The 17,254-nt window shown below is 53.8% G+C and carries 18 protein-coding genes and 1 tRNA gene; 5 read left to right on the top strand and 14 right to left on the bottom strand.

Translation table 11 applies throughout. The annotated features are described in order from the left end of the window. Positions 1-95 precede the first annotated feature (95 nt). From AC8GDA_RS03390 to AC8GDA_RS03380, 3 genes are read left to right on the top strand one after another with little or no spacing between them, the layout of a single operon-like run. Entirely contained in the window at positions 96-542 is a 447-nt protein-coding gene (locus AC8GDA_RS03390) for a DUF2924 domain-containing protein (protein ID WP_506556901.1), read from the top strand. Beyond that, positions 542-1,900, top strand: a complete 1,359-nt coding sequence (locus tag AC8GDA_RS03385) for a recombinase family protein (RefSeq protein ID WP_506556900.1) — start codon at positions 542-544, stop codon at positions 1,898-1,900. Before AC8GDA_RS03390 ends, AC8GDA_RS03385 begins: the two co-directional genes overlap by 1 nt. Continuing rightward, positions 1,897-2,307: a hypothetical protein gene (locus AC8GDA_RS03380; protein ID WP_506556899.1), complete on the top strand. Its 411-nt coding sequence runs from the start codon at positions 1,897-1,899 to the stop codon at positions 2,305-2,307. Before AC8GDA_RS03385 ends, AC8GDA_RS03380 begins: the two co-directional genes overlap by 4 nt. Before the next feature lie 97 nt (positions 2,308-2,404). Here the strand turns inward: AC8GDA_RS03380 and AC8GDA_RS03375 are convergent, their stop codons facing one another. The 6 genes from AC8GDA_RS03375 to AC8GDA_RS03350 form a co-directional block, all read right to left on the bottom strand. Further along, complete coding sequence (locus AC8GDA_RS03375) at positions 2,405-2,563, bottom strand: hypothetical protein (RefSeq protein WP_506556898.1); 159 nt, start codon at positions 2,561-2,563, stop codon at positions 2,405-2,407. 82 nt (positions 2,564-2,645) lie between these two features. Then, positions 2,646-3,095 carry a surface-adhesin E family protein gene (locus tag AC8GDA_RS03370; protein ID WP_506556897.1) on the bottom strand — a complete coding sequence of 150 codons (450 nt, stop codon included), beginning with the start codon at positions 3,093-3,095 and terminating at the stop codon, positions 2,646-2,648. Beyond that, a complete protein-coding gene (locus tag AC8GDA_RS03365; RefSeq protein ID WP_506556896.1) occupies positions 3,092-3,385 on the bottom strand; it encodes a DUF4236 domain-containing protein in 294 nt (97 codons plus the stop codon). Before AC8GDA_RS03365 ends, AC8GDA_RS03370 begins: the two co-directional genes overlap by 4 nt. An 11-nt stretch (positions 3,386-3,396) precedes the next feature. Beyond that, positions 3,397-3,840 carry a hypothetical protein gene (locus AC8GDA_RS03360; RefSeq protein ID WP_506556895.1) on the bottom strand — a complete coding sequence of 148 codons (444 nt, stop codon included), beginning with the start codon at positions 3,838-3,840 and terminating at the stop codon, positions 3,397-3,399. Between the two features lie 157 nt (positions 3,841-3,997). Further along, positions 3,998-4,582 carry a hypothetical protein gene (locus tag AC8GDA_RS03355; protein ID WP_506556894.1) on the bottom strand — a complete coding sequence of 195 codons (585 nt, stop codon included), beginning with the start codon at positions 4,580-4,582 and terminating at the stop codon, positions 3,998-4,000. Between the two features lie 157 nt (positions 4,583-4,739). Next, positions 4,740-6,014 (bottom strand): AmpG family muropeptide MFS transporter, encoded by a 1,275-nt coding sequence (locus tag AC8GDA_RS03350; protein ID WP_506556893.1) that lies wholly within the window; start codon positions 6,012-6,014, stop codon positions 4,740-4,742. A 741-nt stretch (positions 6,015-6,755) separates the two neighbouring features. On the opposite strand from AC8GDA_RS03350, the gene AC8GDA_RS03345 reads away from it, so the two are divergent. Continuing rightward, positions 6,756-7,766: a TRM11 family SAM-dependent methyltransferase gene (locus tag AC8GDA_RS03345; RefSeq protein WP_506556892.1), complete on the top strand. Its 1,011-nt coding sequence runs from the start codon at positions 6,756-6,758 to the stop codon at positions 7,764-7,766. After that, positions 7,738-8,556: a DNA-methyltransferase gene (locus tag AC8GDA_RS03340; RefSeq protein ID WP_506556891.1), complete on the top strand. Its 819-nt coding sequence runs from the start codon at positions 7,738-7,740 to the stop codon at positions 8,554-8,556. Before AC8GDA_RS03345 ends, AC8GDA_RS03340 begins: the two co-directional genes overlap by 29 nt. A 51-nt stretch (positions 8,557-8,607) precedes the next feature. Here the strand turns inward: AC8GDA_RS03340 and AC8GDA_RS03335 are convergent, their stop codons facing one another. The 8 genes from AC8GDA_RS03335 to cysS form a co-directional block, all read right to left on the bottom strand. Then, a complete protein-coding gene (locus tag AC8GDA_RS03335) occupies positions 8,608-9,465 on the bottom strand; it encodes a 4Fe-4S binding protein (RefSeq protein WP_506556890.1) in 858 nt (285 codons plus the stop codon). 163 nt (positions 9,466-9,628) lie between these two features. After that, positions 9,629-11,338, bottom strand: a complete 1,710-nt coding sequence (locus AC8GDA_RS03330; protein ID WP_506556889.1) for a hypothetical protein — start codon at positions 11,336-11,338, stop codon at positions 9,629-9,631. Between the two features lie 135 nt (positions 11,339-11,473). Next, on the bottom strand, positions 11,474-12,148 hold the full coding sequence (locus tag AC8GDA_RS03325; RefSeq protein WP_506556888.1) for a hypothetical protein: 675 nt from the start codon (positions 12,146-12,148) through the stop codon (positions 11,474-11,476). A 301-nt stretch (positions 12,149-12,449) separates the two neighbouring features. Continuing rightward, a tRNA-Ser gene (locus AC8GDA_RS03320) sits at positions 12,450-12,540 on the bottom strand. Between the two features lie 34 nt (positions 12,541-12,574). Further along, entirely contained in the window at positions 12,575-13,831 is a 1,257-nt protein-coding gene (locus AC8GDA_RS03315; protein ID WP_506556887.1) for an aspartate kinase, read from the bottom strand. A gap of 2 nt (positions 13,832-13,833) precedes the next feature. Beyond that, positions 13,834-14,763: a tRNA lysidine(34) synthetase TilS gene (gene tilS, locus AC8GDA_RS03310; RefSeq protein WP_506556886.1), complete on the bottom strand. Its 930-nt coding sequence runs from the start codon at positions 14,761-14,763 to the stop codon at positions 13,834-13,836. Between the two features lie 67 nt (positions 14,764-14,830). Further along, positions 14,831-15,793, bottom strand: coding sequence for an acetyl-CoA carboxylase carboxyltransferase subunit alpha (locus AC8GDA_RS03305; RefSeq protein WP_506556885.1), 963 nt, complete (start codon positions 15,791-15,793; stop codon positions 14,831-14,833). Positions 15,794-15,805: 12 nt separating this feature from the next. Further along, a complete protein-coding gene (gene cysS, locus AC8GDA_RS03300; RefSeq protein WP_506556884.1) occupies positions 15,806-17,224 on the bottom strand; it encodes a cysteine--tRNA ligase in 1,419 nt (472 codons plus the stop codon). Between the last annotated feature and the right edge of the window lie 30 nt (positions 17,225-17,254).

The raw sequence follows: 17,254 nt of genomic DNA, 5'->3' as shown, positions 1-17,254 counted from the left end.
GGCAGTGGTCCGGCTTATCGAGCGCCAGAAAGGACTTGCTGAACGGACCGAACAGAGCGTTAGTACAGGTGTTTTGACCACCCAGGAGGACCTCCATGACGCTCAGTAGTACCTTGGCCCGCGTGGCCGCCCTTAAGTCTGCCCCGATTAGCGACCTGCGGCGGATGTGGGAACAGCTGTTTCAAAAGCCAGCACCGCAGTTCAATCGCCAGTTTCTTGAGAGCAGGCTTGCCTACCGCATACAGGAGCTCGCCCTGGGCGGACTCAAGCGGGAAACCATACGACGCCTCGAGCGGCTCGGAGATGAGCTAGACGGCGGGAAAAGGCACGTGCGCAAGCGTCGCCTAGACAACCGCCCAGTCGCCGGTACGCGGCTCATTCGGGATTGGAAGGGAGTGACCCATGAGGTGACTGTTGCCGATGAGCACTTTGTCTACCAAGGCAAGCCCTACAAATCGCTCTCAAGCATCGCCAAAGAGATCACCGGCACCAACCGTAACGGCTGGGCATTTTTTGGCCTTCAAAGCTCAAGGGGTGGCTGATGGCAACGAACCAACGCAAACTGTGTTGTGCGATCTACACCCGCAAATCAACCGACGAGGGGCTCGAACAAGACTTCAACTCACTCGATGCGCAGCGCGATGCCTGTGAAAACTACATCCTGAGCCAGAAGGCTGAAGGGTGGCTCCAGCTACCTGAGAGGTATGACGACGGTGGCTACTCGGGCGGCAACATGGACCGGCCTGGGTTACAGCATTTGATAGCCGACATCAAAAAAGGGGCTGTAGACATCATCGTTGTCTACAAGATCGATCGTCTGTCTCGATCGCTAGCCGACTTTGCAAAACTGGTGGAGATCTTTGACGAGCACAAGGTCACGTTCGTCTCCGTAACGCAGTCGTTTAACACGACCACCTCCATGGGTCGGCTGACCCTCAACATCCTGCTCTCGTTTGCTCAGTTTGAACGTGAACTCGCCGGTGAGCGCGTTCGCGACAAGATCGCCGCCTCACGTCAACGTGGGATCTGGATGGGTGGGATGCCGCCGCTAGGCTACGACGTGTCTGAGCGAAAGCTTGTCCCCAACCCAACAGAAAGCAAACTAGTGGAGGAGATTTTCCGCAGGTTCGCACTAGTTGGATCGATGGCCGCACTTGTGAAAGACCTGCGCGCCAAAGGCGTGACCTCCAAGTCATGGACGACCGCAAAGGGCGTTGAGCGAAAGGGCAAGCTCGTCGACAAGGGCTACATCTATAAAATTCTGAATAATCCCGTGTACCTGGGTATCGCCGCCTATAAGGGGCAACACTTTCCAGGCCAGCATCCAGCAATCATTGACCAGGCGCTCTGGGATCAGGCGCACACTGCGCTCACCCGAGATCGGGAGAAAAAGCAAAAGAAGGCGGCTAGCTCGCAGCGTGACTCGAAGGCGCCTTGCCTCTTAAAAGGGCTTCTATACTCCGCAGAGGGGCGTTGCTTTACGCCGGGTTACACGATCAAGAAGCAGCGCTACTACAGGTATTACATCAACACCGATGCCATCAAGCTTGGGTCAGCGGCGTGCGAAGTACAACGCCTGCCAGCAGGTGAGATTGAAGCCGTGATCGTGGAGAAGATCAAAGAGATCCTGCGGCTGCCTGAAATTACTGCGGCGGCTGTAGCCGAGGTTACGCGGCTTAGACCAGACATCGAAGAGGACGAAGCGATCGAAACACTTCGGTCTATCGACGCAGTCTGGGACGAACTGTTTCCAGCTGAGCAAGCTCGGATTGTTCAACACCTAATTCACCGCATCACGATTCGCCCGGATGGCGCCGCAATTGAGTGGGCCACCGATGGGATTGCAACCCTAATTAATCAGACGATTAGACCGAGAGAAAACTTGCTGGAGGCCGCATGACAACCACCAACATTGCGATGAACTTTTATCGCCGGGGCGTCAAAACGATCATCATCAAACCTGATGGCTCCAGAGTCCTCGAGCGCAAGGAGGCAAAAGTCGACAACAGTATGGTGAAGGCGATTGCAAGAGGCTTTAGATGGCAGCGATTAATGCTTGATGGCGTCTACCACACGATCTACGACATAGCCGAGAAGGAAAAGATCTGCCCGTCGTTTGTAAGCCGAATCTCAAGACTAGCAACCCTTTCACCGCGAGTTGTTGAGGCTATCGTCGAAGGCCGGCATCCGCCACACTTAACGATGAAGGATTTATTCAAACCATTCCCAAGCGAATGGGCGCTACAGGAGCAGGTTTTCTTAAGTGCGCGCCCCATTAAATGGTCGGATCTCCCCGGGCCGAATTGATGGAGCCTCTTTGTTTAATTGCCTGCTCGATTTGCGGGTTTGCGGGCCGACAAAGACCCACCACAACCCAGGGAGTGGTGGCGTAGGAGGTCAGCCGCTACTGGTTTGACCGAGGCTGTGCGTCCTGGTCCATGCAGTCAAGCACCTCCCAGTAAAGCTCTTGCAGCTGGGTTTCGATTGCAGCGAAGCGCGCCAGAACCTTGTCCCAGCGCTCATCTCTGTCTACGGTAATTGCTACGCTCAAATCATTAATCATCTCTACTCTCCTTAGTGAGTTCAGATGATCCACCAAAGGTATTCACCTGCAAATCAGCCAGTTGGCTGAGTGTCAAAAATTTTTACAGCTGAGTGTGATCCAGACAACTGGGGGTGCGGGCATACTTGTCGCTAAAGACTCGGTCGCACATGATGTCAACGATGCCACTTAGCGTCGATCTCGGAACAGGTGCCTCCCAGGGGCCGGAAGATTGGCTTTTTCGGATCAGACGACCAGATCCCATGTTTCCCGCGAAATACGCAAACTCAAGCGTGCGAACTTTATTGCCCGCACAGTCGGCTTCGTATTTCTGCACCACTGACTTCGATCCATCTTCATCCGGGTCTTTGGAATCAAACATTACCCAGATTCGAGGATTTTCCGCTCTCTCGTGTCTTGAGTGATCAATGTAGATGTCGTTATCTTCCGCTACCGTTCCGAAGTGAACCCATTCCGCAAACACTGCACTCGCGTTTAGCGACAAGGCTAGTGCAAGGAAAGACGCTGTAAATTGAGAACACCTACAACTCATTTAAGCGCCAGTCCGACAAGTACACCAACGACAAAAACAATAATTAACAGCCAACCGGTGCGGTTGGCTGGTTCTGTCACTGCTGGTTCTTCTCGCTCAGCGTCGGGTAGATCTAGGCGTTTTCTATAAGACAGGCCAGTGCCTGGCACGCCGACGTTTCCCGTCAGCTTTCCATCCCTAGCAGTAACGCTTGCTCCACGCGTACCAACGGTCCAAGAGATGCCGGTCTTGCTCACATTAAGACGCAAGCCAGGAAGGATCTTGATTCTTTTCTGAAAGCGCAGTCCCATGGTCGCGATTATCAAGACTTTTTGTTTCTTGAGGAAGTATTCCGGACTGGGTTTCCGAGATCGTCATACGTTACGATAGCCTTCTTCCAGTTTGCATAGTGATACCGCGCCCGGATCTTAAATGGCAGGATGTACTCGCAGCGGATCTGAAGCCCATAGACGCTTGCCAAAAAGTCGCAAAAGGCTGTTGCTGGCTCCATGAAAGTCTCATACGAGATAAGGTAGGAGTCGTCGACCTGGCAGGGACGAGCCGCCCACTTCTCAATGCTACGGATGAACGGGTCCTCCGGGTAGCCCAGCTCAGTAAAGGGATCGTCAGTTCCAAAGGCTGCTGCAATCGTAGGAATTGCCTCGCCATAGATCTGAAGATTCTGATGCACCCACTTTGGGTCTTTGATGTCGACTGGCCCACCAAGCCAGTTACGTTCACGAATGGGAAAAGGAACTCGAGCCATACGGCCTCCATGTTGAGAATCGGCGGATTGCCTTTTTTCAAGCTATGGATGCCGCTGTACCTGGGTCAAGGAGATACTTTCTCCAATTGTTGAAACTTTGTCGAGCGGTGAATATGACGCGCATGCATACGCGTGCACGCACGCGTGCGCGTATTGGTTAATTAGTGCTGATACCCGGTCTAAACGTCGCCATCAAAATGTGCTTCATGGCTTCGACATCCTGACGATTGTGTTTGCGCAGGTTCGTCCAGTGCTTCTTTGGCGCAGGGTTGCGTAACTCGCCGTAGCTATCCAGATCGCGAAGAGCCGCGTTGAGGCAACTCGTATTCTTTTGATAACCGGTATCGCGAGAGCGTTGAAAGCCAGTGAAGATTTCAAAGTCCTTCAACGTGCGGCAGCGGACCTCAGGGTTGACCTTACGCGCCCAGCGGCCAGCAATACTCTTAGCATTCACATAGCGCTGGCTGATATCGACCCCATACCAACGCATACATTGCTCTTTCTCTAGAGTGCTGAAAGCCACAATTTTCCTATCCTCTGAAGTTGACCGTACCAACAGATCTGAGATAACTGTTTCGCCTGGGATCACGGCGATCGGATCTTTATAGGCTGCAGCCCCCCGAAACTTCTCATCCAGGACGATTTGCTCGAAGTCATCCTCAATCAAAATACCGATCAAGGCAGGAGCCTCTTTTACGTAACCCTCGAAATCGATGTAGATGGCCCGTTCAGACTCTGCCAAGTTGATTTTTTTCTCGGAAGGGAGGCTTTTATCAAACAACTTCGCGGATCTGTATCTCAATTTCCATCCTCAACATCTTTGCTGCGCCCCCACATGTGCTGTCGCGGTGTATCAACTAATGAGTCTCTCGCGTTAAGAAGATACAAAAAAACACTCGTCACCGTGATTCTGGGTCATGCATGAAAATATGTGAGCGGGCGACAGGAATGAGAATCAGGCCTGGAACCGCCGCGACGGTTGAGACCAGAAAAAACGGCGCCCAACCCCAATCAGAAGCGGTAACTCCGGCAACCGGCCCCACCACCACACGACCGATAGAAGCCAAAGCTGAGAGCAATGCAAACTGCGTCGCGGTAAACCGAGCATCGCACAGCGTCATAAGCAAAGCCACAAAAGCGGCGGTTCCCATTCCACCGGCAAGGTTTTCAAACAAAACCACTACCGTCATACCAACCAAGGTAGCGGGGTAAGCCGCGAGATACCAAAACCCAAGGTTGGTAATCGCCTGCAGCACACCAAAAATTAAAAGTGCTGTCCACAGCTTGATCCGCGACATTAACAATCCGCCAACCAAACCACCCACCAAGGTAGCAATCAAGCCCACTCCCTTATTTACGGCGCCTACTTCTGCCGGCGTAAAACCAGCACCACGAATTAAAAAGGCGGTCGACAAACTACCCGCAAAGGCATCCCCAAGCTTGTAAAAAACAATGGTGACCAAAATCAGGATCGCGCCCTTACGACTGAAAAATTCCCGAAACGGATCCACCACCGCACGCACTAGCGAACGCGGTACTGGCGCCTGCGATGGCTCAGGCACGAAGGCTGCAACCACAGCAAGCACCACGCAAAACAAGCCCATTAAGGCATAAACACCGCCAAAGCCCAGGTATAAGTCGGCAAGCATTAAGGCTAAACCACCGGAAGTGAGCATGGCCAACCGGTAGCCCACCACCGACCAGGCCGCGCCTAAGCCACGCTGGGATTCGGTGAGCGACTCAGCCCGCCAAGCATCAAAAACAATGTCAAAACTTGCCGAAAGCAGCACGAGTGCAAACGCAAACGCTGCCACGCCCCACAGGCTCGAAGCCAACGCCCCAGGTGTTTGCTGGGACATGCCAAACAACACGACTGCCATCGCCAAAAGAAGTGAAACTAGCCATCCTTTGCGACGACCGCCCAAGCCGCCCAATGGAAGCCGGTAGCGATCAAGCATCGGGGCCCAAACAAATTTGTAGGTGTAGGGCAACCCCAACAGCGTAAGCCAGCCCAGGGTCTTGAGGTCGACATTCTCAACAGTGAGCCAAGCCTGTAATGTTCCCGATGACAGGGCCAATGGCAGGCCACTAGCAAACCCTAAAATCAGGGTGAGCGTTAAAAGCCCCTTTGTGGGATTTGTCGTTCGAGAATCTGATCTATGGACGGATGTCATTTAAACCTGCTCATGACATTTAATTTGAGACGTTCCACTTGAGCCCCCACTGACGAGAGTTTTGCACGATCGGTGCGTTTGAGCTCGCATTTTTTTAATCCTCGTTATCTCGCCCAGAATAAACTCAACGTAAACATTCACCAAAAATCATTACTCGTTCGTTTGTAAACTGAGTTAGCTGCCCCTTCAACTGGCCACAGCCGCAATTTCCGGCAGCGACTGAACAGCGCTACCAAGCAAAGTATCGGCCTCATCGATAACCACCACTCGTCGGCGATCAAGTATCAGATGAGCTCATCTTCTTACGGCCCAAGATAGTAGACACTATCGTCGTTGTGCCGGGGAGCAACGAGAACAACAGGAGAGATAACTCGCTTTTTTGCTTGCTTCTAGGTTAAAATGAATTATCATATCAAAAAACTGATATAACATGTATGAACCCGATAGAAAATCGCAAAATCCAACTTAGCGGGATCTTGAAAGAGCTGCATCATCGAGTCGAAACAAAAGAGCGATCTCGGATAAGCCAAACAGAAATGGCCAGTCGACTCGGAATCTCCTCAAGGACCTACCTCGAGTACTTAAGAGGAACAAACTCTCCCGTAGGCATGCGAGTCGTCCTTGACCTTTTGTGCATGCTGGACGACGAGGCCATTTCACAACTAATGAAAAATTGGCGTGAAGCTCAACTCGCCCGCCAAGAGAAATAACCAAGCTTCCAACATAAAGACTCGATAAACCATGACACAAACTCCAGATGAAACGAAGCGGATATACGACTCTGAACAAGGGCCGCTTTTGGTAAAGCGCGGACGAAAAAAAAAGGTGCTCGACGAGTCCACCAGCCAAAACTCCGATGAACCTAAGAAGGAGTCAGCTGTAGTAAAAACAGTTGATCCTCGAAATGCCCTCAATGAACTAACCTCGACAGAATGGTTGCCAGAAACCGTATCTGTTTGGAATCAGAAAGGGCTAGGCGCAAACCACCCTGATGCGCAAATCGAAAGACAACATCCAGCCCCCTTTTCCTTCACAGACGTGAGCAGACTTGTAAAGTTTTTTACCAAGCGAAATGAAATAGTGCTTGATCCATTTGTGGGTGTAGGATCAACCTTGAAGGCCTGTGCTATCGAGGGGCGAAATGGGCTCGGTTTTGAACTAAACCCGAGATACGCCGAACTCGCTGAAGAGAGACTACGCGTAGAGGTTCGGGACACCGCTTCACCACTTGTACAACAACATGTTCGTGTTGGCGACGCGAGGGAACTAATAAAATCTGTGCCAGAGAACTCACTCGACTTCGTAGTAACCAGCCCACCTTATTGGAATATTCTTCACAAAGAAGATCACAAAGCAAAGCAAGAGCGTAAAGATCACGCTCTCGACACTCGATATAGCGATGACAAGAGAGATCTAGGAAATATCAGCAATTACGAGGATTTTCTTAACGATTTAGCAGCAATTTTAGGCAGCTGTGGTCGAGCGCTAAAGCCAAAAAAACACATGGCAGTAATCGTCAGTGACTTTAGGGATAAGTCACGCTTTGTAATGTTTCATGCGGACCTTGCAAAGGCGCTTGAGAAATATCAGATAGAGCTCAGGGGCTTAACCGTACTCTACCAACGTCACAAGCGAGTATTTCCCTATGGCTACCCATACGCATACGTACCAAACATCCATCATCAGTACATACTGATCCTGCAAAATGCCAAAACAGTATCAAATGAAAAAAAATCTAAAACCGGAAATTGACACGATTTTGATAGGAGACTGCGTCGAGCATCTGAGGCAGTTACCCGAGAACACCGCAGATTTAATAGTTGCAGATCCACCCTATAACCTCGACAAGGATTTTGGGGAGTGGAAAGAAATTTCCCGAAAAAATGAATGGTTAGAGTGGTCGAAACAGTGGCTTAACGAGTGCCACCGGGTGCTTAAGCCTGGAGGTAATATCTTCGTATACGGCATTCACCATCATTTATGTTGGATTCAGTGCCACATGTACACACTAGGCTTAGACTATCGCCGTCAAATTATTTGGCACTATGAAAATGGATTTGCTGGCTACACAAAATCACTGGCGGCACATTACGAGCCATTACTTTGGTTTTCAAAGGGAAAACCGTACACCTATCACCCGATTAGAGAACCCTACAAAAGCGCGGAGCGCCTGAAACACAAAATAACCAAGAACGGAAAAATATGGGAACCTCATCCAGAGGGACGTTTAGCGGGGGACGTTTGGAAATTCCCGGTACTTGCAGGCCGACGGTTCGCTGCCGAAAAAGTCGACCACCCAACCCAAAAACCGCTTTCAATATCGAACCGAATTGTGAATCATTTTTCCAGCCCAGGAGAACTTGTGGTGGTCCCGTTCGTCGGCAGCGGATCCGAATGTGTCGCCGCCAAATCACTAGGAAGGCATTTTCTCGGGTTCGAACTCAATGCCAACTATATTGAGATCGCTGTATCAAGGCTCGAGCAGACAAAGTTTGGCTCACTATTGCGGGAGGAGAAAATTCCATCTAACGGAGAAGTTTGAGTAGTCTTAGGGCGTCGCCTGAGCGCAGAGCCCCAAGAGGAGCCCCGCATTCTACTTTGCGGGTCGAAAGGCGCCCGCATAAGGTTCTTTCCATTGCTCACCTTTGTCAACGATAAAGCCTGAGAGGTCAACCATTCCCTCGCCAATCGCAAAAGCATCCCCATCAAAACCCCGAATCCTCCGGAGATTCCATAACAGCGCAATCAAGATGCCAACGGTTAATGTTCTACACCGCAGACGCAAAACTTTTTCAATATCACGCACCACTTGATAGTATTCTGAGCGCACGTTTGGAAAAGCGAGGATAACGCTTACCGGATCGATAATGTCGGTTGCGTAGCCATATCGTGAATGAAGAACCGCAACGTCCTCCAAGAGCGCCCGTGGCGAGTCTAATACCCCAGGACCCATCTCAATTTCTGCTACGAACGGCCGTCTGAGGCTGGAAAAACCGACAGCGTCCATTCGGAGATTACTGTCGCCCCTCCTTCTTGTTCGCGCGGTAAGCCCTACCTCGTTCAGCAAGTTTCTAACAAAAAGGTTTGTACGACTATCCTCAAGCAAAAGCACGTTTTCTTGTAATGACAGCGCGGCTGGTGCGTCAAGTTCTGCAATTCTTCCAATTTTCTCAACTTGTGGATGTGAACCGGCCCCTGACTCGCCAGTAACTATATTCTGAGGATCAGAAATTTCAACGCTTGCAACCATCCCATTCAACAGGCTTAAAGCACCATACGGGCATCGAGTCACACAAAGCCCACAACCAATGCAATCCGCCTCACTAATCGTCACAGCAGTTTGCTCAAGGTCCCACTGAATTGCGCGGGTAGGACAAACATCTAGACTCGGATCCCCCGGAAATGAATTGAGGGCCCCGTCAAGGGCAAATTCGTTCTCTTCTTTTTCCATACAGCGTGGGCTTCCACAACCCAGACAACTTCCAGGTCCGCTTCGTCCGTTAGACAAATAGACCATAGTGCGTTGCCCAGGTTGGAAACAAAGCTTTATTACCTCTGCACCATATTTGCGCGCAAACGTGCCTGGGAGACGCCCCCCTTTGAAAGATAAGACGTCAGACATTTAAGAACCCTTTCAGCTCACTCAACTGTGCTGCATCGATGGTCACACCATCTCTAACGGACCTCAACGCCAAGTACCCTAGCGTCGTCAGATCAACAACACCTAGCCGCATCCCGTACGTATTAAAAACATCGTCTATAAGAGTAGACATCTCACCCCGCTCGTTCGGGATTCGATTGCCGACGACTAAGCTGGCAAACTCTCTTCGGATTTGTAATCCACCTCTTGAAATTAACACTACTTTGTTCTCGAGTGCCTGGCGAACCGCTTTAGTAGACAGAACGGCTTCTTCGGTCGGAGACTTGATCTCGACTGGAAGGGCAAAATCTCCCACCCACACGCACGCGTCCCATCGCTGGTAATTCACCCCGGCCCTAGAGTAGTCACTCTTGAAACCTAGAATTTGAAAAAGATGCGTCACAAGCGGATAAAAGGTCGCTTGCGTATCTTTTGCATGATTCTCGGCGAAACGTTTAGCCGCCGACTCCAGCGATTTGTGAGCTGAAAGCAGAGCGGCCAACTCTTCCCGAAGATGCTCAGGCCCCTTAAGTTCTGATGGGTTTGCTGCGACTATTTTTGGCTCTACGAAAAGATGTGAGCGATCATCTCGACCCTCAGGAACTTCACCCACTAATTGAGCGCGAGAGCTAGCCGACGAGCGCCCAACGGGCACGGTTAATGGAAAAGCAAGAGAAATATCCTCTAGTGATAACGACTGAAATGGTGAAAAAAGCAGATTGGTGCCATCCGTACCAAATTTCTTTAAGACTGGCATCGAATCCAACTCAGCCTTAACTAAACGAGACTCTACTGGTGAGATATCAAATCCTGAGCGTTCCAGCATTCGAAAATGTGCAAGAACTGCCAATGCAATACGCTGGTCGCGAGGAAATGATTCAACATCATCAACTCGGAGGTCTATTGAATCCGTAATACGCCCAGCGACTGCTTTGCCACGCTCAGTAAGAAAAAGACAACGATACTTTTTGCCATCTCTAAATTTGGCCGTATCGGGCTTTGCCCATCCCAAGTCACGTAGGATCGCAATAGGCCATCTGGTGTAGTTTTGAAGCGTATTTACTTGAATGTCCCTAGACTTTGAAATCTCGGCAATCAGCTCCTGAGATTTCTTGAGGCTTAACCGCGCCTCTTGAATTTTTTGCGTAGTTGCGTCGAGACTTTTATCCTGCCTGTCGCTGGGAGCACATAATGGTCCCATTATCATTTCGTCACGGGATAGATATCCACCATTGGCCACGGCAGCCCGCAGAATAAACGCAAACGGCCGAAGATCGAATTGGCCTTTTACGGCGAGTATTGGTGTGGGATATACAACTCCAAGCACAGATTCCTCAAGTAATGGACCGAAATTCCGTCCGGCAGCGACTACTTGCGCTCCAAGAAGCGTAAATTGAAATTTCAAGGCGCTCTCAGCCGTTGGATGGAGCCACCCCAATGTACGAAAAAGCTCCGCATACATCTTTAGCTGGTTATACAGCGGATCACGACTGCGGTCAGCCCTTGTAGACCTTGCGACGGCTTCATCACCCATGTATCCCGAGGATGTTGCAAGGTTAGCTTCCACCACTGCTTCAACAATATCGTCGAGGTCTACACAGAGTCCATTCAGGCGCTCAAAGGCCGATGAATAAACACTAACGAAGTTCTCAATAGTCGAGCCGGGATTTGGGAAGCGAAGCACAGAAGCCCCTGAAGAAAAGAACTAAATCTAACAGGTAAGCTTAAGTTGGGCTAGAGGGGCTTGCCGCCGGTTAACAAAACGTTGGGTTCAAACGTAGGTTTTTGCTCCTATGGACGTGTCCTGTGTGGTCAATTTTCATGGATGAACTATTCGATTTACCCAGGAAATACGGATTTTTGAATCGGTCATCTCGAGCTCAACCGTAGAGATACCCCGCTCCATCAAATTGCGAACATAGGAGGACATCGAGAACACCCACAAGCGATCGAAATCTGAATTTGAAATCTCGACATCAAAAAGCGGGATGTTTTCTCCTGCGGGGTGCATCGAATCCCAGAAAATGATTAACGGCCGCACAACCCAATCACTTTCTTCCGGTTTCATCGGAGTAAGGACCTTTTGCGCCTTCGCCTGTTTCAAAGTCCTCAGCTTGGGGTCAAACTGGTTAAGCCACCGGTTTATGCGATAAGCCTGCATCTCGGTCTCGCTCTGGTCTTTGGGGGCGACCCGACCGCCGATCGCATGTGCAGACCAATTCTTTATTTCTGTTTGGTAATGAAAAACACCCTCAGTTGAAGTGATCTCCAACCATGCATCAAGCCGCACACCCTTTTGAGTGCCCTGAGTGCATGTCCTACTCACCAGCCTTGCTTTCGACCCCTGCCGCCGGAAATAGTCGGTCACAAGTCCAATTGCGAGATCTTCTCCCAGCACCGCATTGATTGCGGATGCATGACCAACACTCTCCGGAACTCGATCATCATAAAAATCGAGCAGCGCTTTGAGATTTAAATTGAGCGTATCGGGCATATAGGGAAGTCAGCTACGTTTCTGTGATTCTAGGACCATCATGGCCATACACATCTTTATTGACTACCAAAACCACTCCAAAACTAACCCCCGTTCAATCAGTACGCCCCAGAACACGCCATTTTTGAGAGGCGTACCTAGCCTTGCTCAGGTCAACAGGTTTTGAGCAGAAAGCGGTTTGAGCACGGTTTTGGCGGCATTTTCGGCGGGGCGAGGTCAACAGCCAAAAACAAAAAGCCCCGCGTGGTGCGGGGCTCAGTGCTAGCTCATGTGGCCATGAGCAAGTTAGTGCAGGTAATTTTGGCGGAGACGGTGGGATTCGAACCCACGATGCGCTTTTGGCACATACTCCCTTAGCAGGGGAGCACCTTCGGCCTCTCGGTCACGTCTCCGTTATTGCGATTCTATCCCACCATCTGGCCAGAATCAGGCCGCCCGCCCTTCCAGCCCAAAAGCCTTGTGAAGGGCTCGAACGGCAAGCTCCATGTATTTGTCGGCAATCACCACCGAGATCTTGATCTCGCTGGTGGAGATCATCTGAATGTTGATGCCCTCGGCCGAGAGAGTTTGAAACATGTCGCTCGCCACGCCCACATGTGAACGCATGCCAATGCCCACCACACTCACCTTGCAGATCTGGTTGTCGCTGGTGATCTCACGTGCCTGAATCTGTGGCTGCACCTTAGACTCAATCACCTCCAGGGCCTTGGCCAGCTCGTTGCGATGCACGGTGAATGAAAAATCGGTCAGGCCATCGTGGCTGGCATTCTGAATGATCATGTCTACATCGATGTTGGCCTCGGCCACAGGCCCAAGAATCTTGTATGCAATGCCGGGCTTGTCGGGCACGCCAGCAATGGTGATCTTGGCCTCGTCGCGATTAAAGGCAATGCCTGAAATAACAGCCTGCTCCATGGTCTCGTCTTCCTCGTAGGTGATCAGTGTTCCAGACTGGGCCTCGGTGGCGAGGTCCATCTCGGGGTTGGTCAAGCTCGAGAGCACTCGGGTCTTGACCTTGTATTTGCCGGCAAACTCCACCGACCGAATCTGCAAGACCTTCGAGCCCAGGCTGGCCATCTCAAGCATCTCCTCGAAGGTGATTCGCTCAAGCCTGCGGGCCTCGGCCACGATTCGAGGATCGGTCGTGTAGACACCGTCCACATCGGTGTAAATGAGGCACTCCTCCGCCTTTAAGGCCGCCGCAACCGCTACGGCCGACGTGTCGGATCCGCCGCGTCCCAGCGTGGTGATGGAGCCTTCGCCATCGATGCCCTGAAAGCCGGTGATCACCACCACACAGCCCGCATCGAGGTCCGCGCGAACGCGGGCGTCATCAATCGACTCGATCCGCGCCTTGGTGTGGGCCGAATCGGTTCGGATGGGCACCTGCCATCCCGCATAACTCTTCGCCCGCACGCCTTGATTCTGGAGCGCCAGTGCCAGCAGGCCCACCGAGACCTGCTCGCCCGTGGCTGCGATCTGGTCCAATTCACGCGGGTCTGGCCGGTCGGTGATTTCCTTGGCCAGGCCCAGCAAGCGATTGGTCTCGCCAGACATGGCCGAGGGCACCACCACCATCTGATGACCAGCGCGATGCCACTTGGCAATGCGACGGGCGACGTTTTGAATGCGTTCGGTGGAACCCATGGAGGTGCCGCCGTACTTGTGAACAATGAGGGCCATGATTAGTCTTGTGAGAGACGCTCAATCTGGAGCGTGTGAGCCCGCAAACATACCCGAAAGGGCGCCCCGCCGGCAAACGACGTGTCAGAGACTTCAAGCGTGGCGCGGCTCTCAGGGCCAGCCTGCTCGAGCTGCCGATCGAACTCCTCCAGGCGGCGATACGGTGGCATGCGAAGGCCCGCCCTGCGCAGCCAGGCCCTCATCACCGCCATTCGACGCGGGCTCGAAAGCCGCTGAAGGGGGGCCAGTTCGATCGCACCATTTGTAACAGCCACAGCCAACAGATCTGCCTCGGCCTGCTCCGAGAGCAGGTGCTGCGCGCGCTGCACATGCTCGACACTGCGAGCCATGGCCTCAAGCACCCCCGCGCGCATCTCCTTGAGCACCGGGATCACTTCCCGACGAAGCCGGTTGCGATCGTGACGGTCGCTCAGATTGGTGGGGTCCTCGACCCAACGCAGCCCCACCGAGACGGCCCAGTCACGAAGCGTCTCCTTGCTCACCCCCAGTAGGGGTCGCCAGACCCAGACCGCCTGGTCATCCTGGCCCATGCGATGAAGGGCTGGCATGGCCGATAACCCCTCCAGTCCGGCGCCGCGCATCCACTGCAGTAGCGCTGTCTCGATCTGGTCGTCAAGATGATGTGCGAGCACCAGCGCAGCCCCCTTGCCGCGCGCCAAGGCCGTCAAGGACGCCCATCGCACTGTTCTGGCGGCCGCCTCGATGCCGAGTTCTTTGCAGGCCTGATCATCCGGCTTGGCATGCTCCACCACCAGCGGCACCTGCCAGGCCTCGCAGATGCGGCGACAGTGCGCCTCAAAGACATCGGCGGCAGGCTGCAGACCGTGGTGAAGATGAACCGCTTCGATCTCGACACCGGCCCAGTCCGCCGACGCATCGGGGTCCTGACGCCAGCTCTGGAGCCATTTCAACAGGACAGTGGAATCAAGCCCCCCAGAGAAGGCCACGAGCAGCCTTGGGGGGATCTGCGAGGGAAGCTTAGGCGGATTCTTTAAATCGACCATAGGCCCGCAGCCGAGCCTGGCGCTGAGCCAGCATGTCCTCGGTTGACATGGCACCGACCGTGGCCAGGCCGTCGGCAATGGCCTTGCGCAGCGTCTCGGCCATGTCTTGAGGTGCGCGGTGGGCGCCGCCATGGGGCTCCATGACGATGCGGTCGATGAGGCCGAGTGTCTTGAGCCGCTGCGCGGTGATGCCGAGGGTCTCGGCAGCATCGGGGGCCTTGCTCGCACTCTTCCAAAGAATCGAGGCACAGCCCTCTGGCGAGATCACCGAGTAGGTGGCGAACTGCAGCATCAGAACCTGGTCGGCCACCGCAATGGCCAGGGCGCCGCCGGAGCCGCCCTCACCAATCACCGTGGCAATGAAGGGCACCTTGAGGCCCGCCATGACAAACAGGTTTCGGCCAATGGCCTCTGACTGACCGCGCTCTTCTGCCCCAATGCCAGGGTAGGCACCCGGTGTGTCGATGAAACTCAGGATCGGAAGGTTGAACTTTTCGGCCAGCAGCATCAGGCGCTCTGCCTTGCGATAGCCCTCGGGGCGTGGCATGCCGAAATTTCGGTGGGTGCGCTCTTTGAGGTCCCGCCCCTTCTGATGGCCCATGACCATGACCGACTGGCCATTGAATCGAGCCAGCCCGGCCACAATGGCGGGGTCGTCTCCGAAGCTACGATCGCCATGCAGCTCGTGGAAATCGGTGCAGAGCATCTGAATGAAATCGAGGGTGTAGGGGCGCTGCGGATGCCGGGCCACCTGGGAGATCTGCCAGGGGGTGAGCTTGGTGTAGATCTCGCGAATCTGGGCGTCTGCCTTCTCCTTCAGGCGGGCCACTTCATCGGAGATGTCCATGGCGGTGTCGCTCTGAACAAACCGAAGCTCTTCAATTTTCGCCTCGAGCTCTGCAACCGACTGCTCGAAGTCTAGGTAGGTCAATGCCATGCCGAGATTGTCCTACAAATGACGCCAGCTCGTTCCCTCGGGGCCATCCTCCAGGACGATGCCCTGGTCGGTGAGCGCCCGACGAATGGCATCGGCCTTGGTGAAATCTCGGGCGGCCTTGGCTGCGGCCCGCTCGGCAATCTGCGCTTGAATCCAGGCCTCGTCTGGCCCGGCTGCTGCACCAACCTCGCGAATCGCACGGGCAGACGCATCAAAGAAGCCCATGACCCTTCCCAGCCCAAACAAGACTTGCCCCAAACCCTGGGCTGCAGCACGGCCACCCTCCTGAACCTGACGGTTGACCTCGGTGGCCAGACCAAACAAGGCGGCAATGGCCTCGGGCGAATTGAAGTCATCCGACATGGCGTCACCATGGGCCTCGACCAGCGGGTGGTTCGCCGACAGCACACCCGACAGCAAGCCATCAGCCGGCTCGGTCCGCCAGCGGGCCAGGTCGTCTGGGTCGCAGGCCAACTCGAGTGCCGTGTAGAGCCGAATCAGTCCGGCGCGTGCCTCGTCCAAGGCCGCATCCGAGTAGTTCAGTGGGCTGCGGTAGTGGGCCCGAAGAATGAAAAATCGGAGCACCTCGGGGTGGTAGCGGGCCAGTACCTCCCGGATCGTGAAGAAGTTGCCCAAGGACTTCGACATCTTCTCGTCATCGATTCGAACAAAGCCGTTGTGCATCCAGACACGGGCCATTGGGTTCGACTCGTCTGCACCCATGGCCCCCTCCGACTGGGCAATCTCGTTCTCGTGGTGCGGAAACTGAAGGTCTGCGCCACCACCGTGAATGTCGAAATGCTCGCCCAACAAACGGCAGCTCATGGCGGAGCACTCGATGTGCCAGCCCGGCCGGCCAGGGCCGTAAGCCGATGCCCAGACCGCCTCCTCTGGCTCGTTGGCCTTGGCCCGCTTCCAGAGCACAAAGTCGAGCGGGTCGCGCTTGCCATCGGCCACAGACACCCGCTCACCGGCGCGCAGCTCATCAAGAGACTTCCCAGAGAGCCGGCCATAGCGGGGAAACGACCGAACCGCAAAATGCACATCACCCGGGCTGCCATCGGGCATGGGGTCCTGGTAGGCCAGTCCGCGCTGGGTGAGGGCATCGATCATGCTGAGCATGTCGTGTACGTGGGCCGTGGCGCGGGGCTCATGGGTGGGCGGCAGCACCCCGAGGGCGGCCGCATCCGCCTGCATGGCCTGCGTGAACCGCCCGGTGAGACTGGCCATGGTCTCGTTATTCTCAACGGCCCGGGCAATGATCTTGTCGTCGATGTCGGTGACGTTGCGCACGTAGGTGACCCGATGGCCCGTGGCCTCAAGCCACCGGCGCACCAGGTCGAAGACCACCAGCACACGCGCATGGCCAATGTGGCAAAAGTCGTAGACCGTCATGCCGCAGACATACATGCGCACATGGCCCGGTTCCATGGGCTCAAAGTCGACCTTGCTACGTGTTAA

Source organism: Hahnella aquatica (SeqCode) (assembly GCF_965194505.1).
Taxonomy (GTDB): Bacteria; Pseudomonadota; Gammaproteobacteria; order Burkholderiales; family Burkholderiaceae_A; genus Hahnella; species Hahnella aquatica.
This window is presented reverse-complemented; position numbering and strand designations above follow the sequence as displayed.

Excerpts from the sequence above, each read along its gene's own strand:
- AC8GDA_RS03390 (WP_506556901.1), top strand. The coding sequence starts at position 96 with ATGACGCTCAGTAGTACCTTGGCCCGCGTGGCCGCCCTTAAGTCTGCC.
- AC8GDA_RS03385 (WP_506556900.1), top strand. The coding sequence starts at position 542 with ATGGCAACGAACCAACGCAAACTGTGTTGTGCGATCTACACCCGCAAA.
- AC8GDA_RS03380 (WP_506556899.1), top strand. The coding sequence starts at position 1,897 with ATGACAACCACCAACATTGCGATGAACTTTTATCGCCGGGGCGTCAAA.
- AC8GDA_RS03375 (WP_506556898.1), bottom strand. The coding sequence starts at position 2,563 with ATGATTAATGATTTGAGCGTAGCAATTACCGTAGACAGAGATGAGCGC.
- AC8GDA_RS03370 (WP_506556897.1), bottom strand. The coding sequence starts at position 3,095 with ATGAGTTGTAGGTGTTCTCAATTTACAGCGTCTTTCCTTGCACTAGCC.
- AC8GDA_RS03365 (WP_506556896.1), bottom strand. The coding sequence starts at position 3,385 with ATGGGACTGCGCTTTCAGAAAAGAATCAAGATCCTTCCTGGCTTGCGT.
- AC8GDA_RS03360 (WP_506556895.1), bottom strand. The coding sequence starts at position 3,840 with ATGGCTCGAGTTCCTTTTCCCATTCGTGAACGTAACTGGCTTGGTGGG.
- AC8GDA_RS03350 (WP_506556893.1), bottom strand. The coding sequence starts at position 6,014 with ATGACATCCGTCCATAGATCAGATTCTCGAACGACAAATCCCACAAAG.
- AC8GDA_RS03345 (WP_506556892.1), top strand. The coding sequence starts at position 6,756 with ATGACACAAACTCCAGATGAAACGAAGCGGATATACGACTCTGAACAA.
- AC8GDA_RS03340 (WP_506556891.1), top strand. The coding sequence starts at position 7,738 with ATGAAAAAAAATCTAAAACCGGAAATTGACACGATTTTGATAGGAGAC.
- AC8GDA_RS03335 (WP_506556890.1), bottom strand. The coding sequence starts at position 9,465 with ATGGAAAAAGAAGAGAACGAATTTGCCCTTGACGGGGCCCTCAATTCA.
- AC8GDA_RS03325 (WP_506556888.1), bottom strand. The coding sequence starts at position 12,148 with ATGCCCGATACGCTCAATTTAAATCTCAAAGCGCTGCTCGATTTTTAT.
- AC8GDA_RS03315 (WP_506556887.1), bottom strand. The coding sequence starts at position 13,831 with ATGGCCCTCATTGTTCACAAGTACGGCGGCACCTCCATGGGTTCCACC.
- AC8GDA_RS03305 (WP_506556885.1), bottom strand. The coding sequence starts at position 15,793 with ATGGCATTGACCTACCTAGACTTCGAGCAGTCGGTTGCAGAGCTCGAG.
- cysS (WP_506556884.1), bottom strand. The coding sequence starts at position 17,224 with ATGGAACCGGGCCATGTGCGCATGTATGTCTGCGGCATGACGGTCTAC.